The sequence below is a fragment of the Methylobacterium sp. NFXW15 genome, assembly GCF_049887755.1.
Classification (GTDB): Bacteria; Pseudomonadota; Alphaproteobacteria; order Rhizobiales; family Beijerinckiaceae; genus Methylobacterium.
The window spans coordinates 32513-48419 of the sequence record NZ_JAGEKG010000011.1 but is presented as its reverse complement, the minus strand read 5'-3'; the positions used below and the strand labels follow the sequence as shown (position 1 = coordinate 48419).

Annotated in this window: 14 protein-coding genes; 5 read left to right on the top strand and 9 right to left on the bottom strand. The window is 67.7% G+C overall.

The genetic code is table 11. The annotated features are described in order from the left end of the window. Nucleotides 1-4: 4 nt before the first annotated feature. Nucleotides 5-679 (top strand): hypothetical protein, encoded by a 675-nt coding sequence (locus tag J4O73_RS20725; protein WP_426220466.1) that lies wholly within the window; start codon nucleotides 5-7, stop codon nucleotides 677-679. Here the strand turns inward: J4O73_RS20725 and J4O73_RS20720 are convergent. The 4 genes from J4O73_RS20720 to J4O73_RS20705 form a co-directional block, all read right to left on the bottom strand. Beyond that, complete coding sequence (locus J4O73_RS20720) at nucleotides 625-2475, bottom strand: dipeptide ABC transporter ATP-binding protein (protein WP_426220464.1); 1851 nt, start codon at nucleotides 2473-2475, stop codon at nucleotides 625-627. The genes J4O73_RS20725 and J4O73_RS20720 overlap by 55 nt on opposite strands. 131 nt (nucleotides 2476-2606) lie before the next feature. After that, entirely contained in the window at nucleotides 2607-3533 is a 927-nt protein-coding gene (locus tag J4O73_RS20715) for an ABC transporter permease (protein ID WP_426220462.1), read from the bottom strand. Further along, entirely contained in the window at nucleotides 3499-4458 is a 960-nt protein-coding gene (locus J4O73_RS20710; RefSeq protein WP_426220461.1) for an ABC transporter permease, read from the bottom strand. The genes J4O73_RS20715 and J4O73_RS20710 overlap by 35 nt, the downstream gene beginning before the upstream one ends. Before the next feature lie 16 nt (nucleotides 4459-4474). Continuing rightward, nucleotides 4475-6265 (bottom strand): peptide ABC transporter substrate-binding protein, encoded by a 1791-nt coding sequence (locus J4O73_RS20705; RefSeq protein WP_426220459.1) that lies wholly within the window; start codon nucleotides 6263-6265, stop codon nucleotides 4475-4477. Nucleotides 6266-6403: 138 nt separating this feature from the next. Between J4O73_RS20705 and J4O73_RS20700 the strand changes: the two genes are divergently transcribed. The 3 genes from J4O73_RS20700 to J4O73_RS20690 all read left to right on the top strand — a co-directional run bounded on the left by J4O73_RS20700 (nucleotide 6404) and on the right by J4O73_RS20690 (nucleotide 11343). Continuing rightward, a complete protein-coding gene (locus J4O73_RS20700; RefSeq protein ID WP_426220457.1) occupies nucleotides 6404-7822 on the top strand; it encodes a M20 family metallopeptidase in 1419 nt (472 codons plus the stop codon). Between the two features lie 273 nt (nucleotides 7823-8095). Beyond that, nucleotides 8096-11029, top strand: coding sequence for an RICIN domain-containing protein (locus J4O73_RS20695; RefSeq protein ID WP_426220455.1), 2934 nt, complete (start codon nucleotides 8096-8098; stop codon nucleotides 11027-11029). Nucleotides 11030-11085: 56 nt separating this feature from the next. Beyond that, complete coding sequence (locus J4O73_RS20690; RefSeq protein WP_426220453.1) at nucleotides 11086-11343, top strand: hypothetical protein; 258 nt, start codon at nucleotides 11086-11088, stop codon at nucleotides 11341-11343. A gap of 14 nt (nucleotides 11344-11357) precedes the next feature. Here the strand turns inward: J4O73_RS20690 and J4O73_RS20685 are convergent, their stop codons facing one another. Genes J4O73_RS20685 through J4O73_RS20665 form a run of 5 tightly spaced genes read right to left on the bottom strand, consistent with a single transcriptional unit; the run spans nucleotide 11358 to nucleotide 14304 of the window. Next, on the bottom strand, nucleotides 11358-12245 hold the full coding sequence (locus J4O73_RS20685; protein ID WP_426220451.1) for a general secretion pathway protein GspK: 888 nt from the start codon (nucleotides 12243-12245) through the stop codon (nucleotides 11358-11360). Continuing rightward, nucleotides 12242-12847: a prepilin-type N-terminal cleavage/methylation domain-containing protein gene (locus tag J4O73_RS20680; protein WP_426220449.1), complete on the bottom strand. Its 606-nt coding sequence runs from the start codon at nucleotides 12845-12847 to the stop codon at nucleotides 12242-12244. Before J4O73_RS20680 ends, J4O73_RS20685 begins: the two co-directional genes overlap by 4 nt. Beyond that, nucleotides 12840-13250, bottom strand: a complete 411-nt coding sequence (locus J4O73_RS20675) for a type II secretion system protein (protein ID WP_426220448.1) — start codon at nucleotides 13248-13250, stop codon at nucleotides 12840-12842. Before J4O73_RS20675 ends, J4O73_RS20680 begins: the two co-directional genes overlap by 8 nt. Beyond that, entirely contained in the window at nucleotides 13247-13681 is a 435-nt protein-coding gene (locus J4O73_RS20670; RefSeq protein ID WP_426220446.1) for a GspH/FimT family pseudopilin, read from the bottom strand. Before J4O73_RS20670 ends, J4O73_RS20675 begins: the two co-directional genes overlap by 4 nt. A gap of 23 nt (nucleotides 13682-13704) precedes the next feature. Then, nucleotides 13705-14304: an SCO family protein gene (locus J4O73_RS20665; RefSeq protein WP_426220444.1), complete on the bottom strand. Its 600-nt coding sequence runs from the start codon at nucleotides 14302-14304 to the stop codon at nucleotides 13705-13707. A gap of 392 nt (nucleotides 14305-14696) precedes the next feature. On the opposite strand from J4O73_RS20665, the gene J4O73_RS20660 reads away from it, so the two are divergent. Next, nucleotides 14697-15812: an HD-GYP domain-containing protein gene (locus J4O73_RS20660; RefSeq protein WP_426220442.1), complete on the top strand. Its 1116-nt coding sequence runs from the start codon at nucleotides 14697-14699 to the stop codon at nucleotides 15810-15812. Nucleotides 15813-15907 lie beyond the last annotated feature (95 nt).

The window sequence follows — 15907 nt, the reverse complement described above, 5'->3', positions numbered from 1 at the left end:
CATCATGTCCACGCTGGTCACGATCCTGAAGGGCGGCGGGCGTTACGACGCCACATGGGTCGAACGGCTCGCGCTCGGCGTCCGCCGCCACGCCCCGGCCTTCGAGCGGATCCTCTGTCTGACGGACCTGCCGCTGGCGGTGGCCGGGGTGGAACGGGTCCCCCTCCGGCACGACTGGCCCGCATGGTGGGCCAAGATGGAGGCGTTCCGCCCCGGTTTGACGGATGGCCCCACGCTGCTCTGCGACCTCGACACGGTCCTGACCGGACCGGCCGATGCCCTTGCCGAACCCGGTTTCGCTGCGATGGAGGACTACTTTCACGAAGGGCGGATCTCGAGCGCTCTGCTCCGCTGGCATGGAGACGAGCTCGCGCCGCTCTACGAGGAGTTCGCGGCCGAGCCGGAGCGGTGGATGTCGCCGGGATCCTGTGGCCCCGTGCCGAACGCGGTCCACGGCGATCAAGTCGTCATCGACCATTGGTTCCGCCGGAACGGCCGGTCTCCGGCCTTCATCCAGCGGGTCCATCCGGGCCTTCTCGACTTCTACGATCCACGGCGAGACGCCCACGGCCCGGTCGTGATCTTCATCGGCCCGTCGAAACCCGACACGGCGACGGGCTCCGTTCACGCCGCCTGGACTGGCGCCGCGGCGTCCACCCATTCCTCGCCCCACTCCTGAACGCTGTGGCCGGGTGAGACCTCCCGGTAGAGCCGTGCCGGGGGCTCGTAATCGGGCGAACGGATCGGACTGCGGATCTCGTCGTCCGGCAGGGCGTGCCGCGCCCGGCGGCGGGCCGGATCGGGGATCGGCACGGCGGCCAGAAGCTTCTTCGTGTAGGGATGCTGAGGGTTGCCGAACACGGAGGCGCGCGGACCGATCTCCACGATCTCGCCGAGATACATCACGGCGACCCGGTGGCTCACCCGCTCCACCACCGCCATGTCGTGCGAGATGAACAGATAAGCGAGCCCCATCTCGGCCTGAAGGTCGAGCATCAGGTTCACCACCTGTGCCTTCACCGAGACGTCCAGCGCCGAGACCGCCTCGTCGGCGACGATCAGCCGGGGCCGCAACGCGAGGGCGCGGGCGATGCAGATGCGCTGGCGCTGCCCGCCGGAGAATTCGTGGGGGAAACGCCCGGCCATGTCGGGCGACAGCCCCACGCGGGACAGCAGATCTTCCGCCCGCTGCCGGGCTTCCCGCCGGGAGGCCAGACGGTTGATGAGCAGCGGCTCGGCGATCGCTGCGCTGACACTCATGCGTGGATCGAGGCTCGCGAACGGATCCTGGAAGATCATCTGCATCCGCTGGCGGCGGCTGCGGAGCGTCGCGGCGTCGAGACCGGTGATGTCCTCGCCATCGAGCAGGACCGAGCCGGACCGGGGCTCGACGAGCCGCAGAATGGAACGGCCGGTGGTGGATTTCCCGCAGCCGGATTCCCCCACCAGCGCCAGTGTTTCGCCTGCTGCGAGGCTGAACGAGACCCGCTCCACCGCGTGGACCCGGCCGGTCACCCGGCCGAACAGACCGGAGCGGATGTCGAACCGGGTGGTCAGGTCGCGCACCTCCAGCACCGGGCGTTCGGACGCCTTCACCGTGTCCGGAGTCTGGGGCGTGGGCTCCGCCGCGCCGGTGGCCCGATCGATGACGGGGAAGCGCATCGGACGCGACCGCCCCGCCATGGCCCCGAGCCGGGGCACGGAGGCGAGCAGCGCGCGGGTGTAGGGCTCGGCGGGATCGGAGAAGATCCGCGCCGTCGGCCCGGTTTCCACCGCCTTGCCGCGATACATCACCACCGTGCGGTCGGCGATCTCGGCCACCACGCCCATGTCGTGGGTAATGAACAGGACCGACATGCCCTCGTCGTCCTGCAGGCTCTTGATGAGGTCGAGGATCTGCGCCTGAATCGTCACGTCGAGCGCCGTGGTCGGCTCGTCGGCGATGAGGAGCTTCGGGCGGCACGCCAGCGCCATCGCGATCATCACCCGCTGGCGCATGCCGCCCGAGAAGCGGTGCGGGTATTCGTGCAGCCGCGATCGCGCCGCCGGAATCCGGACCTTGTCGAGAAGGCGCAGAGCCTCGGCCTCGGCGGCGGAGCGCGACAGGCCCCTGTGCCGGATCAGCGCCTCCGAAATCTGGAATCCGATCGTCAGGACCGGATTCAGGGAGGTCATCGGCTCCTGGAAGATCATGGCGATGGAATCGCCGCGCACCCGCCGCATCTCGGCTTCGGAGGCCGTGAGCAGATCCTGCCCCTGAAAGCGCACACGGCCGCCGATGCGGCTCGCATCGCGCGGCAGGAGGCGCAGGACCGACAGGGCGCTGACGCTCTTGCCCGAGCCGGATTCGCCCACCAGCGCCACGGTCTCGCGCGGGCCGATATCGAAGGAGACGCCATGCACCACCTCGCGCCACCGCCCGTCCGAGCGGAAGGACACGGTGAGGTCGGCGACCGAGAGGATCGGATCCGTCATGGGCATGCTTCCTGGCGCATTCCGGCCTTGAACAGGGGTGGCTATCCCACCTGCACCCTCATCCTGAGGCGCCCGCGAGAGCGGGCCTCGTAGGAGGAGGCGGATGGGAGATATGGAAGCTCACCGGCCTCCTAGAGCACCCGGCGGGGGTCGAGCGCATCGCGCAACCCGTCGCCGATGAAGTTGATCGACAGCACGGTCAGGAAGATCGCTCCCCCCGGGAACAGGGCCCAGTGCGGGGCGACGTCCAAGTGGTCCTTGGCGTCGTATAGCAGCCGCCCCCAGGTCGGGATGTCCGGCGGAAAGCCGAGCCCGAGGAAGGAGAGGGTCGATTCCGCGATGATCGCCGAGGACACTTCGATGGAGGCGGCCACGATCACCGGCCCGAGCGCGTTCGGCAGGATGTGGCGCCGCACGAGGTGCCCGTTTGTGGCGCCCTGCGAGCGGGCCGCCTCCACGAACTCCTTCTCGCGGAGCGTCAGGAACTGCGCCCGCACCAGCCGTGCGACGGGCATCCAGCGCAAACCGCCGATCACCGCGACGATCATCAGGAACACGCCCCCCTGCGATCCGAACACCGCCTTCAGGCTGTCGCGGAACAGGTAGATCACAAGCAGCAGCAGCGGCAGTTGTGGCAGCGAGAGGAACAGATCGGTCAGCCACATGAGCGCCGGATCGAGGAAGCGCCGCGACATGCCCGCGAGCGCACCCACCACGACGCCGATCACGCTCGCCACCGCCATGGCGGCGAAGCCCACAGCGAGAGAGATGCGCCCCCCGTAGATCATGCGGGCGAGAAGATCCTGGCCGAGATCGTCCGTACCGAACGGGTGATCCCAGGACGGGCCCTGAAGCTGGGCCGCGAAGTCGATGTCGTCGATCGCCACCGGCCAGAACAGGCCGCCGAGCAGCACGCCGCCCACAAGCACGGCGAGCACGCCGACGCTCGCGAGCGCCAGCCGGTGCCGCCGGAAGCGGCGCCATGTCTCCCGCCCGGGCGAGGCCGGGCGCGAGGCCACCGCCTCAGCGGAGGGCGATGCGAGGGTCGAGCCAGCCATAGAGCAGGTCCGCGACGAGGTTGAACAGGATGACGAGGCCCGCGAACACGAAGGTCACGGCCATCACCACCGGCGTGTCGTTGGCGAGCATCGCGTCGATCAGCAGGGAGCCGATGCCGGGGATGCGGAAGATCTGCTCGGTGACAATGGCGCCGCCGAACACCGCCGGGATCTGAAGGGCGACGAGCGTCACCACGGGGATCAACGCATTGCGCGCGATGTGGCGGCGGGTCACCGTGCCCTCGGTCAGCCCCTTGGCACGGGCCGTCGTCACATAATCGAGCCGGGCGACGTCGAGGGCGGAGGCACGCACGTACCGGGTGTAGGAGGCCGCCTGGAAGAAGCCCAGCACCATGACCGGCATGATCGCCTGCCGGATGTTCGCCCAGGCCCAGGCGAGCCCGCTGCCGGGCAGGTCCGCCTGATAGACGAAGGGCAGCCAGCCGAGCTTGATCGAGAATAGCAGGATGAACAGCAGGCCGGTGAAGAAGGTCGGCAGGGAGAAGCCCACGAAGGCCAGCGTGTTGGCGATCTGGTCGGCGAGTGAATAGGGCCGCCGCGCTGCATAGAGCCCCACCGGCACCGCGATGAGCAGGGCCAGGATCTGCGAGGAGCCGACCACGAACAGCGTCGTCGGCAGCCGTTGCAGGATCAGCTGGTCGACGTTCACGCGGCTGGCGAAGGAAAAGCCCCAGTCGCCGTGCAGCATCGCCACGAGCCAGCGCAGGTAGCGAGTCAGGATCGGGTCATCGAGGCCGAACTTCACGCGCAGGGCCGCCCGCACCTCGGGCGGCACGTTGGGGTTCGAGGCGAGCTCCCCGAACGGGTCGCCCGGCGCCAGCGCCAGGACGACGAACAGGATCAGGCTGATGCCGAGCAGGCTCGGGATCGCGATCAGCAGCCTGCGCAGGATGTAGGCGCCCATGACGCGCCGCCCCCGCTCAGGTCGTCCGGCTCCATTCGGGCAGGAAGGAGAGATCGTTGTCCCAACCGCTGCGCGGCGCCACGAGGCTGTTGCCGACGCCTGAGACCTCCGCCCGGTGGATCAACGGCAGGACGTTGCCCGACACCGCGAGGTCGTTGGCCTTGATGAGCAGGGCGGCGCGCTTGACCGGGTCGAGTTCCGCTTGAGCCGCGTTGTAGGCGGCGTCGTAATCGGGGTTGCGCCATCGGGAGATGTTGCGACCCTGCCATTTGTTGTCCTTCGCGGCGGCTTCCCACGATACGTATTGCAGGAGCCATGTCGCCGGATCCGCCTGGGACATGCTGAACGCGTACATCTCCATGTCCGCATAGAAATGCGGGAACGTGTCCGGGTTGGCGGGGTCGGAGGAGAAGAACACCGAGCCGGTGATCGACTTCAGTTCGATCTCGATGCCTGCCTTGGCGGCAGCCTGCTTGATGATCGCCTGGGTCTTCTGGCGCGGCGCGTTGATCGAGGTCTGGAACAGCAGTTTCAGCCGCTTTCCGTCCTTCGCGCGGATGCCGTCCGAGCCCTTCTTCCAGCCCGCCTCGTCGAGAAGGGCGTTGGCCTTGGCCGGATCGAAGGCGAAACTCGTGTTCTTCGAGACGAAGCGCTCCGGGCCGTTCACCGAATTGGCGGTGGCACGGCCGGTGCGGCCGTAGATGTAATCCTGGATCGACTTGCGATCGAGGAGCAGGTTGATCGCCTGGACGACCTTCGGGTCCGAGAAGGCGGGGTGCTTGGTCTTGAGCGACGAGCGTTCACCATCGACCTCGACATTCGGATCGGTGGCGTTGAGGAGCAGGAATTCGAGCTTGCCGCCATAGACGACATCCACCCGGCCCTTGCCGCCCGTCTCCAGGCGCTTGAGCACCTCGTCCTCCACCAGGAGATTCCAGGCGTAGTCGTATTCGCCGGTCTGGATCACGGCGCGGGCGGCCGAGACCGCGTCGCCGCCGCCCTTCATCTCGATCGTGTCAAAATACGGCCGGTTCGGCAGGTGGTAGTTCGGGTTGCGCTCGCCGCGCACGATGTCGCCGGGGCGGAACTCCACGAACTTGTACGGCCCTGTGCCTACGGGCGCGAGGTTCTGGGGCGCTTCGCGGGATTTGGCACCGGTATAGGCCGCGAAGATGTGCTTGGGGAGAATCGCGCCGACATTGCCCACGAAGGCATCGCTCCAATAGGGCGTCGGCTTGTCGAACAGGATCCGGACGCTGAGGTCGTCGATCTTCTCGACCTTGCAATCCTTGTAGGAGCCGATCGTCACCGCCGCCGTGGCGGGGTCGCGGGCATACTCCCAGGTGAAGACGAGATCATCGGCGGTGAGCGGCTTGCCGTCGTGCCACGTCACGCCGGGCTTGACCTTCCAGACCACCGAGCGCCCGTCCGCCGCGAGGCCGCCATTCTCCTTGGAGGGGATCTCGGCGGCGAGCACCGTGGCGAGGTTGCCGTCGGCATCCCACGCGGCGAGCGGCTCGTAGAAGATCCGGCAGGCCTCCTGATCCTTCGTGCCGATGGCGAAATGCGGGTTGATGAGAGTCGGCGCCTGCCACCAGAGCAGCCTCAGGGCGCCACCGCCTCCTGCCTTCGTGGGCTTGTAGCCGGCCCGCAGGTCGCTCGCCATCGCCACGCCGTTCGCGGCCAGCATCATCCCGGCCATCGGAGCAGTGAGGCCCACGGCCACTATCCGCCGCACAAAGGCGCGGCGGGAGAGGCCACCGGACCGAACCCGTCCGATGAGGTCGTGCAGATCCCGCTCGTCCATGAAGATAAGCCTGTTTCCAAATGTCGGCGCCGGGCGCACAGCATCACCCGCTTGGCGCTCTTGGCAAGGGTTGCGCCAGTGACGCTTCAACTCAAGCATGTATTTTCCCCCCGTCGACTTGGCGCCAGTGAGGATCGAATGGACAACCGCAACGCCGTGTGGCGGCATGTCGACGCGCAGGCCGACCGGCTGATCGCCCTATCCGACCGCGTCTGGGGCATGCCGGAGGTCTGCTACACGGAAGCGCGCTCCTGCGCCGAGCACGCCGCCGAATTGCGCCATCAGGGCTTCCGGATCACCGAACAGGTCGCGGGCATCCCCACTGCCCTCATGGGCGAGGCGGGCGAAGGCGGGCCGGTCATCGCCTTCCTGGGCGAATACGATGCGCTGCCCGGCCTCTCGCAGGAAGCGGGCGTGGCCGAACACCGCCCCGTCGCGGCGGGAGGACACGGGCATGGCTGCGGCCACAACCTCCTCGGCTCGGCGGCGCTCCTCGCCGCCACGGCGGTGAAGGACTGGCTCGCCGAGACCGGCACGCCCGGCCGCGTGCGCTATTACGGTTGCCCCGCCGAAGAAGGCGGCGCCGCCAAGGCCTTCATGGTGCGGGCAGGCGCCTTCTACGATGCCGACATCGCCATTTCCTGGCATCCGGCAAGTTTCTGGGAGGTCGCGCCTCCGGTGGCGCTCGCCAACACCCGCGCCGACTTCACCTTCACCGGGCGCACCGCCCATGCGGCCGCGGCGCCGCATCTCGGCCGCTCGGCACTCGATGCCGTCGAGCTGATGAGCGTCGGCGTAAACTACATGCGCGAGCACATGCCCTCCGACGCGCGGGTGCATTACGCCTATCTCGATGCGGGCGGCATCGCCCCGAACGTGGTCCAGGCGAACGCCAGGGTGCGCTACTCCATCCGCGCGGGCGACCTGCCCGGTATGCTGGCGCTGGTGGAGCGGGTGCGGAAGATCGCCGAGGGCGCCGCGCTGATGACCGAGACCAGCGTCGAGATGCGGATCGTCAGCGCCGTTTCGAACATCCTCGGCAATACGCCCCTGGAACAGGCGCTCCACGGAGTGATGGAGGATCTCGGCCCACCGCATTTCGACGAGGCCGACCGCACCTTCGCCCGCGCGATCCGGGGAACGCTCGGCGATGGCGATATCGACGCCGTGTTCCGAGCCATCGGTCTGCCGCGCACCGAGGCGCCACTCGCCGATTTCCTCGTGCCCCTCGATGCCCCGCGCAAGCCCGCGGTCGGCTCGACCGATGTCGGCGACGTGAGTTGGGTGGTGCCGACAGTGCAGGCGCACGCGCCGACCGTGGCCATCGGCACGCCGTTCCACACGTGGCAGGTGGTGGCCCAGGGCAAGAGCCCGGCGGCCCACAAGGCGATGGTGCAGGTCGCCAAGGCGATGGCCGCGACCGGCACCCTGGCCCTGACCGATCCGGATCTCCGGGAGGCGGCGAGGCAGGATCTCGTCCGTCGCGGGGGTGCGGACGGCTACGTCTCGCCGCTCCCCCCGGAGGTCGAACCGCCCCTGCGCATGTCGATCGCTTGAGCGCGGGCACCATTCGATCCTTCAAGGCGATGTCCTTGCGGCGTCGCCTCAACCGGAAGTCGTAAGCTGCACCTTATCGGCCCTCCGTCCCCCACAGACAGGGCATTACTTGGCCAAACCAAACAAGACATCATCCATAGAATATCACAGTATTCATGATTAATAACAAATGAACTGCGGGATATCAGCAGGATTCCATAGCTCTTTAAGCCGAATTTAGAGATTTCGCGGCGATTTTCGCGGCCGATTAAGCTCCGCGAGCACTGCTGCGACATGACCCTCCGACCACCTTTCCGAAGCCTCCCGACCCTCGTCGCGCTTGTCGTCGGGTGGATTGTGGCGACGCCAGCCCTCGCCGACGTCGATTTCACGAACAGGACGGGTTCGGGACCACTCAAGGCTTCGCATTCCGGTCTCTGCCTGACGGTGCCGAACGGCAGCACGGCGAACGGAACGCAGCTCGATCAGGAGCCCTGCAACGGCAGTGCTGCGCAGACGTGGCAGGTGAAGGCGTTCAACAACGGCTTTACCCTCGTCAATCAAGCGAGCGGCCAGTGTATCGACTCGCAGATCTCGAACACGGCCGGTGGAGCGGTCATCCAGTGGACCTGCAACAGCAGCGCCCAGCAGACGTGGTCCGCCAAGGCGCAGGGGTCCGGCTACGGCCTCGTCACGGCCTATTCCGGACAATGCCTCGACATCTTCGGTGGCGGCACCGCCAGCGGCACGAAGGCAATTCAATGGGGCTGCTCAGGGGCCGCCAACCAGACCTTCGTTCCCGTGGCGGTCTCGTCGGGCTCGACCACGAGCGGCATCGATTTTCCCAACCGGACCGGTTCCGGTCCGATCAAGGCTTCGCATTCCGGGCTCTGCCTGACCGTGCCGAACGGCAGCACGGCGAATGGCACGCAGCTCGATCAGGAGGCCTGCACCGGCAGCGCCGCGCAGACGTGGCAGGTGAAGGCGTTCAACAACGGCTTCACCCTCGTCAACCAAGCGAATGGTCTGTGCATCGACTCACAGATGTCGAACACGGCCGGAGGCGCGGTCCTTCAATGGACCTGCAACAGCAGCACCCAGCAGACATGGTCCGCCAAGGCGCAGGGAGCCGGCTACGCGCTCGTCACCGCCTTTTCCGGACAATGCCTCGATGTCTTCGGCGGGGATACGGCCAGCGGGGCGAAGCTGATTCAGTGGGGCTGTCACGGCGGCACCAACCAGACGTTCATCGGGGGCACGGCCACGGCGGGATCGGGCACCGGCTCCGGCTCCGGCGGCACCAGCGGTGGCGCGACGAGCGGGGCCGGAAGCGGGGCGGGCTCGGGAAGCGGATCGACGGCGGGTGGCAGCCTGCCTCCCGGCGATGCGCCCCCCGCCGCCACGGGTTTGATCGTCGCCCGCCACTCGGCGATGTGCGTCGAAAATCCGGGTGCCCTGATGACGACGGGCGTCGGCATCGACCAGTGGCCCTGCGAGCCGAACGCCACCCACATGGACTGGTCCTTCGTGCCCGCCGGGTCCGGCTACCAGATCCGCAACGCCAAATCCGGCCTGTGCCTCACCGTGACCGGTGGCGCCACGAATAACGGAGCCGCCACCTCGCAGCAGACCTGCGGCGCGGGCACGGGCGGCCTCTGGACCTTCCGCAAGACCAACGGCTTCTACGAAATCGTCGCCGCCCATTCGGGCCGCTGCCTCAACGTCTACAACGGCTCGCGCGACCCCAATGCGGCTGTCATCCAGTACGATTGCACGCTGCAGGACAATGCGGTCTTCTCGCTCGTCCCGCCCGCGCCACCGTCAGCCTGGACGCCGCTGACGACGATCGGCATCGTTCCCGTTTCCGCGACGGTAATGCCCTCGGGCAAGGTGATGATGTGGGCCGCCGAGTCGAAGACTTCCTTCGGGTCCGGCAACGGCACGTGGATCACCACCTTCGACCCGGCTTCGAATACGTCCAACGACACCTATGTCGCCAACACCAACCACGACATGTTCTGCCCAGGCACCAACCTGCTGCCGGACGGACGGCTGATGATCACCGGCGGCATCACCGCGGGCGGAACCTCGATCTACAATCCCGATACGAACCAGTGGACCTCGGGTCCGACCCTCAAGATCCCGCGCGGCTACAATTCCAACGTCACGCTCTCGACCGGCGAGACCATGACCTATGGCGGTTCGTGGTCGGGCAATATCGGCGGCAAGAGCGCCGAGGTCTGGTCCGCTTCGACGGGTACGTGGCGCGTCCTGTCGAATGTCTCCGGCGATGCCGGTGCCGAGCCGAACGTCGACATGTACCGGGCCGACAACCACTTCTGGATGTTCGGCGTCTCGAACGGCTACGTGTTCCATGCCGGTCCGAGCCACGAGATGCACTGGATCGGCACCGGCGGTAACGGCTCCTTCGCAAGCGCAGGCAACCGGGCCGACGACACGTTCTCGATCAACGGCACCGCGACGATGTTCGACGTGAACCGGATCTTCAAGGCCGGTGGCGCGTCGCAATACCAGAACCAGCCTGCCAACGGCGCGACCTACACGATCGACATCAGCGGCGGCCCCGGGTCGACGCCCAAGGTCGCTTCCGCCCCGTCGCTCGCCTTCGCCCGGGCCTTCCACAACAGCGTGGTGCTACCGAACGGCGACGTGATCCTCGTCGGCGGCCAGAACGTGCCGATCCCGTTCACGGATTCCACCCCGGTCTACTACCCGGAACTGTGGTCGCCTTCGAAGAACACGGTAGTGCGGCTCGCTCCGATCAGCGTACCGCGCACCTATCACAGCGTCGCGCTCCTCCTGACGGATGGGCGGGTGCTGTCGGCGGGCGGCGGCCTCTGCAACTGCGCGGCGGACCACCCGAACCTGCAGATTCTCACCCCGCCCTACCTCTACGATGCGAACGGGCAGCTCGCGAGCCGTCCGACCATCACCTCGGCTCCCACGACCGCCTCCCTCGGGAGCACGATCACGGCCAGCACCGACCGCGCGATCCAGAGCTTCTCGCTCGTGCGTGTGGGCAGCACCACCCACACCGTGGACAACGATCAGCGCCGGGTGCCGCTCACGATCTCCGGGGCGAGCGGAACGAAGTACAACCTCGCGCTGCCCTCCGACCCGGGCATCGTGACCCCCGGCAACTGGATGCTCTTCGCCCTCGACGGGAACGGCGTGCCGAGCGTCGCGAAGGTCGTGCGGATTCGCTAACAATCGCGGGCCGGAGGACGCCCCTCCGGCCGTGCCAGCCAACGAGGACGGATATCATGCAGACGAGACTCGCCGCCGTCGCGCTCGCCCTGTTCCTTGGACTTCCGGGAAGCATGGCGGCCCAGGCGCAGGGCGCGCAGACCGCCAGTCCGGCAAGCACCGGACAGACCGACGTGACGGGCGCCTGCACGATCACGTCGCGGGGCAACCAGCAGAAGACCTGCATGAACCGCGTGCCGCAGGCGTCCTGCGCCGCCAACGCGCGGGAGCAGCGCACGACGTTCGACTGGAAGGCCGGAGCCGACTGTCCCTGAGGCTTCGCGGCAGGCTATCCGCCGAGCGCCATCCTCAACCGTTCGCAGGCGGGATGCGCCGCCCCCGCGAGCGGGACGGAGGCCATGCTCTTCCACGCGAGAAGGCCGAAGCCGGTGCCGCGCCCATCGACCGAGAGGACCGCACCACGACCCGACCGGCTGCCCGTCGCGGTCTGGGCCACGACCAGAACTTCGTAGAACTGCCGCAGGGACGGCTTTGTGTAGGCCCGCAGGCCGTCGGATTTCGTGCCGCCCCCGGCCGTCAACAGAGGGTTCAGCGAAGGATCGAGTCCGCCGCTCGTATTCCACACCGTCACCGCGGGTCGCAGGGTTGCCGCGATGCGCGGTGTCATCGACGGGAGCCGATCGAGTTCGTCGATGGAGCCGTAGGGCGCGTTGCGCGGTCCGTAGGAGAGGCCACGCGCCCGGTATTGCGCGGCTTCCGCCCCCCCGCCCGGCTCCGGCGTGTCGTCGGGATCGCGATCATCGACGATCTCGGCCGCGATGATCGGGGCATCGGAATCGGACAGGCCCAGGGCACGGAAGGCCTCTTCGAGAAGCGGCCGGGGCGAAGTGTTCAGGTCGATCAGCCCGCCCTGATCCTGAACGGAGAGAGAGAGCATGACGCCGCCGGGCAGCGGGCACGTGACCGCGCGGCCATCCTCGGGAAGCGCGAGGCCGGGCATGCGCCGGGCTCGCTCGTTGATCAGCGACATCGCCACGAAGCGTGTGGCGCCATCCACCAGCCCCTGGAGCCGCAACTGATCGAGGCGCGCCGTCGCGATCTTGGTCTGCGTCTGCAGTTGCTGCGTCGCCAGGGCGGCGGCGGCGGCGATGACCACGAGGATGGCGACCACCGACGGCAGGACGAAGCCGGCCTCAGGGGAGGAATCGCGCGTCACGACCCTGCTCCCAGCGGGAGGATCAGGGCGGGCCATCGCCGCGGATCGGCGGCCGGGAAAACGACCGTGACCTCGACGAGGGCCGGAAGCTTGTCCTTTCGCTGCCAGGTCTCGACCCAGCGCGGCTGCCAATCCCCCTGCCCGCCCTGGCCCGGAGCTCCGAAATAGCGCAGCCGCAGACCCGCCACGCCGTCGAGGAGCACATCGGGCGGAGCCGCCTCGGTGCCGTCCGACGCGCGGGTGTTCTCGATCAAGACGAGGCCGCTCCCATCCGGCGTCACCGCCGTCGACAGGCCGAATTGCAATTCGGTATCGCGCTCCGCCTCGCGGTTGGCACCCACGATCGCCATCAACTGGCCGTCCTGGCCGAGGAACGGGATGCGGCTTCCGTCTCGGCGACGGCGGACGACGCTGGCCAGCGTTTTGCGCAGATGCCCGCGTACGAGTTGGACCTCTTCCTGCGCGGCGAGCCGCTTGGCATTACGGGTGATGAGGCCCGTCGCCTGAAGGGACTGGATCAGGAGCAGCGCGATCAGGGCGGTCACAGCGAGCGAGACGATCATCTCGACCAGCGTGAAACCAGCTTCGTCGGACTCAGCCACCGAGCCCCTCCGCCAGCAGGGTGCCGTAGAGCAGCCGCCCGTTCGGGCCGCCCTCGTGCAGCCGCACGCGCCAGAGCGGCGGCAGATTCTGCCAGCCGAGTTGGGGGCCGATATCGGCGGCTTCGAGCGTCCAGACCGTTCCGTTGGAGAAGCGCCCCTGCTCGATGCCCGGCCGCAGCGTCCCGGCCGCCACCCGCAGTTGCACGATGCCCTCCGCCTCGTCGATCAGGGTATCGACCGTCATGACGCGCTGGCCGCGCACCGCGATCTCACCGCTGATCCTCAGCACGAAGACCGCCGCCAGGGCGACGATGGCGAAGGCGACAAGCACCTCGACCAGGGTGAAGCCGTCCTCCCCTCCCCCGGAACCGGGCGCCTTGCGCACACGCGTGCGTCCGCTCACGGCACCGCCTCCGCCTGCCTGACGAACCCGGTCGCCCGGCTGACAGTGAGGATGCGGGTGCCGCCAGGCCCCGACAGGCTGATCCGCGCCCCCGTGCAGCCGCCATCCGGCCGGAAACGAAGCTCGCCGGGTTGCACGCGGCTCGCCGTGCCGGTCTCGAACTGAACGGACCAGCCCGCCATCGCGAGGGCGGGCGCGCCGGGCCGGGAACTGACGAAGCGGTTCGTCTCTCCGTCGAAGACGAGCCGGGTGACGTGGCCCGTGCGCTGCGCCTCCGTCCGCAGCAGAGCGATCTCGCCAGCGATCCGCTCCGCCGTGTTGGTCAGCCGTTGCGAGGGCACGATATTGCGGATCGACGGAATGCCGAGCCCCGCGGCGAGCGCCAGGATGGCCAGGACGACCAGCATCTCGACCAGCGAGAATCCTGCCACCGGGCTATGATCGGGGCCGTGCCTCATCGGGACGGCGCGGCAGCCCGCTGCAACGCGGCGAGCCGGGCCGCCATCGCGTCGGGTCCATCCTCCGCCATCATCCGATCCACGATCAGGCCATCGCCATTGACGAGCATGATCGCGGCGGTGTGGCTGTAGGCATAGCCGCCGGTCGGCAGATCGGTGCGGCGCGCGACCGCGCCGAAGCTCGCCACCGCCTCCTCGACGGCCTTCCGCGTCCCCGTTAGGGCGACGATGCGCGGATCGAAGTTCGCCATGTATTGGGCGAGCACCAGCGGCGCATCCCGTTCGGGATCGACCGAGACGAAGTAGACCCTCACGCTTTCCTTGGGCAGGCGCGCCAGGGCCGTGGAAAGATTGGACAACGTGGTCGGGCAGACATCCGGACACTGCGTGAAGCCGAAGAAGATCCCGTAAGGATTGCCCGCAAGCTCATCGGAATCCACCCTCACGCCATCCGGCGTGGCGAGTTGGAAATGGCCGGCGAAGAGGCTCGGAGCAGGAACCGCCTCCGGCAGCGGCAGCGGTCCCTGCTCACCCGCGAGGGTGGGCGCGGACAACAGGAGCCCGAGCGTGGCGGCGGCGATCCTGAGCGACGGCATGGTCTGGCCCTGCGGAGGCGGCGATGCAGGATCTCCGCTCGGCGGAGCCGTCATCTCATTTCAGGAAACTGACCCGCGAGCCTAGTCGCCAGGCGTTAACGATGCCCTATGCGCGCCAGTCTGCATATCTCGACGCGGAACTCGCTCGCCTCTTCAGGACAGTTCGCGCGGCTTAAGACGATCGAGACGTTTTGAGCAAAATAGTCCGGGTACCGATTCGGTCGCAAGCGAGACGATCACGCCCGCAACCGTATTCGACCACGTCTGCGAGAGGATTGGGCGCATCGACGTCCAGGGGCCGCCTCAACCACGGCTTCGCCGCCCGACCTCTCTCGAAAAGCAAGGCACGGCAAAAACCGATGCCATCTATGTGCAAGTCGGAAACTGGTTAAATGGACGTTCTGATCGTAGACGACAGCTCAACGATGCTGATGTATCTACAAAGACTACTCGTCAAAGAGTACGCGGCGGATGTCGTCACGAACCGCGATCCGGTCCAGGCTCTCCTCGAGGCAGGCACGCACGCCTTCGATCTCGTGCTCGTCGATCAGAACATGCCGCAGATGGACGGCGTGGCGTTTATCCGGGCGCTCCGGGCCATTCCGCATTACGCGCAGGTTCCGATCGCGATGATCACGGGCGAGGCCGAGGTGTCGCTACGCCTCGCCGCGCTGGAAGCGGGCGCCACCGATTTCCTCGACAAGTTCGCCGACAGGATCGAACTCACCGTCCGTCTCCGCAACCTCATCATGCTGGCGCGGGCGGTGCGGCGGCTCGACGACGAGGCGTCGAGCATCGCGGGCGAACTCGAACGCGCCATGCGGCAGCTTCGGGAGCGCGAGGCGGAGGTGATCTTCCGGCTCGCTCTTGCAGTCGAGTATCGCGACAACGACACGGGCGATCACACGTGGCGCGTCGCGCGCTACAGCCAGATCATGGCGGAGACGCTGGGCCTCGATCCCGATTATTCCTGGCGGCTCTATCTCGCCGCGCCGTTGCACGATGTCGGCAAGGTGGCGGTGCCCGATGGTATTCTGCTGAAGAAGGGCCGGCTCGATGAAGCGGAATTCGCCGTCGTCAAAAACCATCCCGTGGTCGGCAAGCGAATCCTCAATGGAAGCGATTCCGACCTGATCCAGCTGGCGGCGGAGATCGCCGAAGCTCATCACGAGCGATGGGACGGCACCGGTTATCCGTACGGATTGGGCGGGATGGAGATCCCGCTTTCGGCGCGGATCGTCGCCGTCGCGGACGTGTTCGACGCCCTGACGACCGCGCGTCCCTATAAGGACGCGATGAGTTTCGAGGAGGCCCGGCGCTGCATCGAGAGCGAGCGCGGCCGCCATTTCGACCCCGATTGCGTCGATGCCTTCATCGCGGCCTGGGACAGGGTTCAAACAGTGCGGGCAGCCAGGGGCGGCGAAATCCTGGCCGGTCTCGTGCGAGGCACCGAGCCGTGGGCACGGGTCCCGGAAATGCGCCGGGAGATCGCCTTCGCGAGCGAGTGAGAAACCCGGGCGCGAACGGTCCTGTTCGTGCGCCGACGGAGCAGCTCCGAGAGCCGTATCCGACCGAGTTGAGCCACCCCCGTCGATGGATCCCC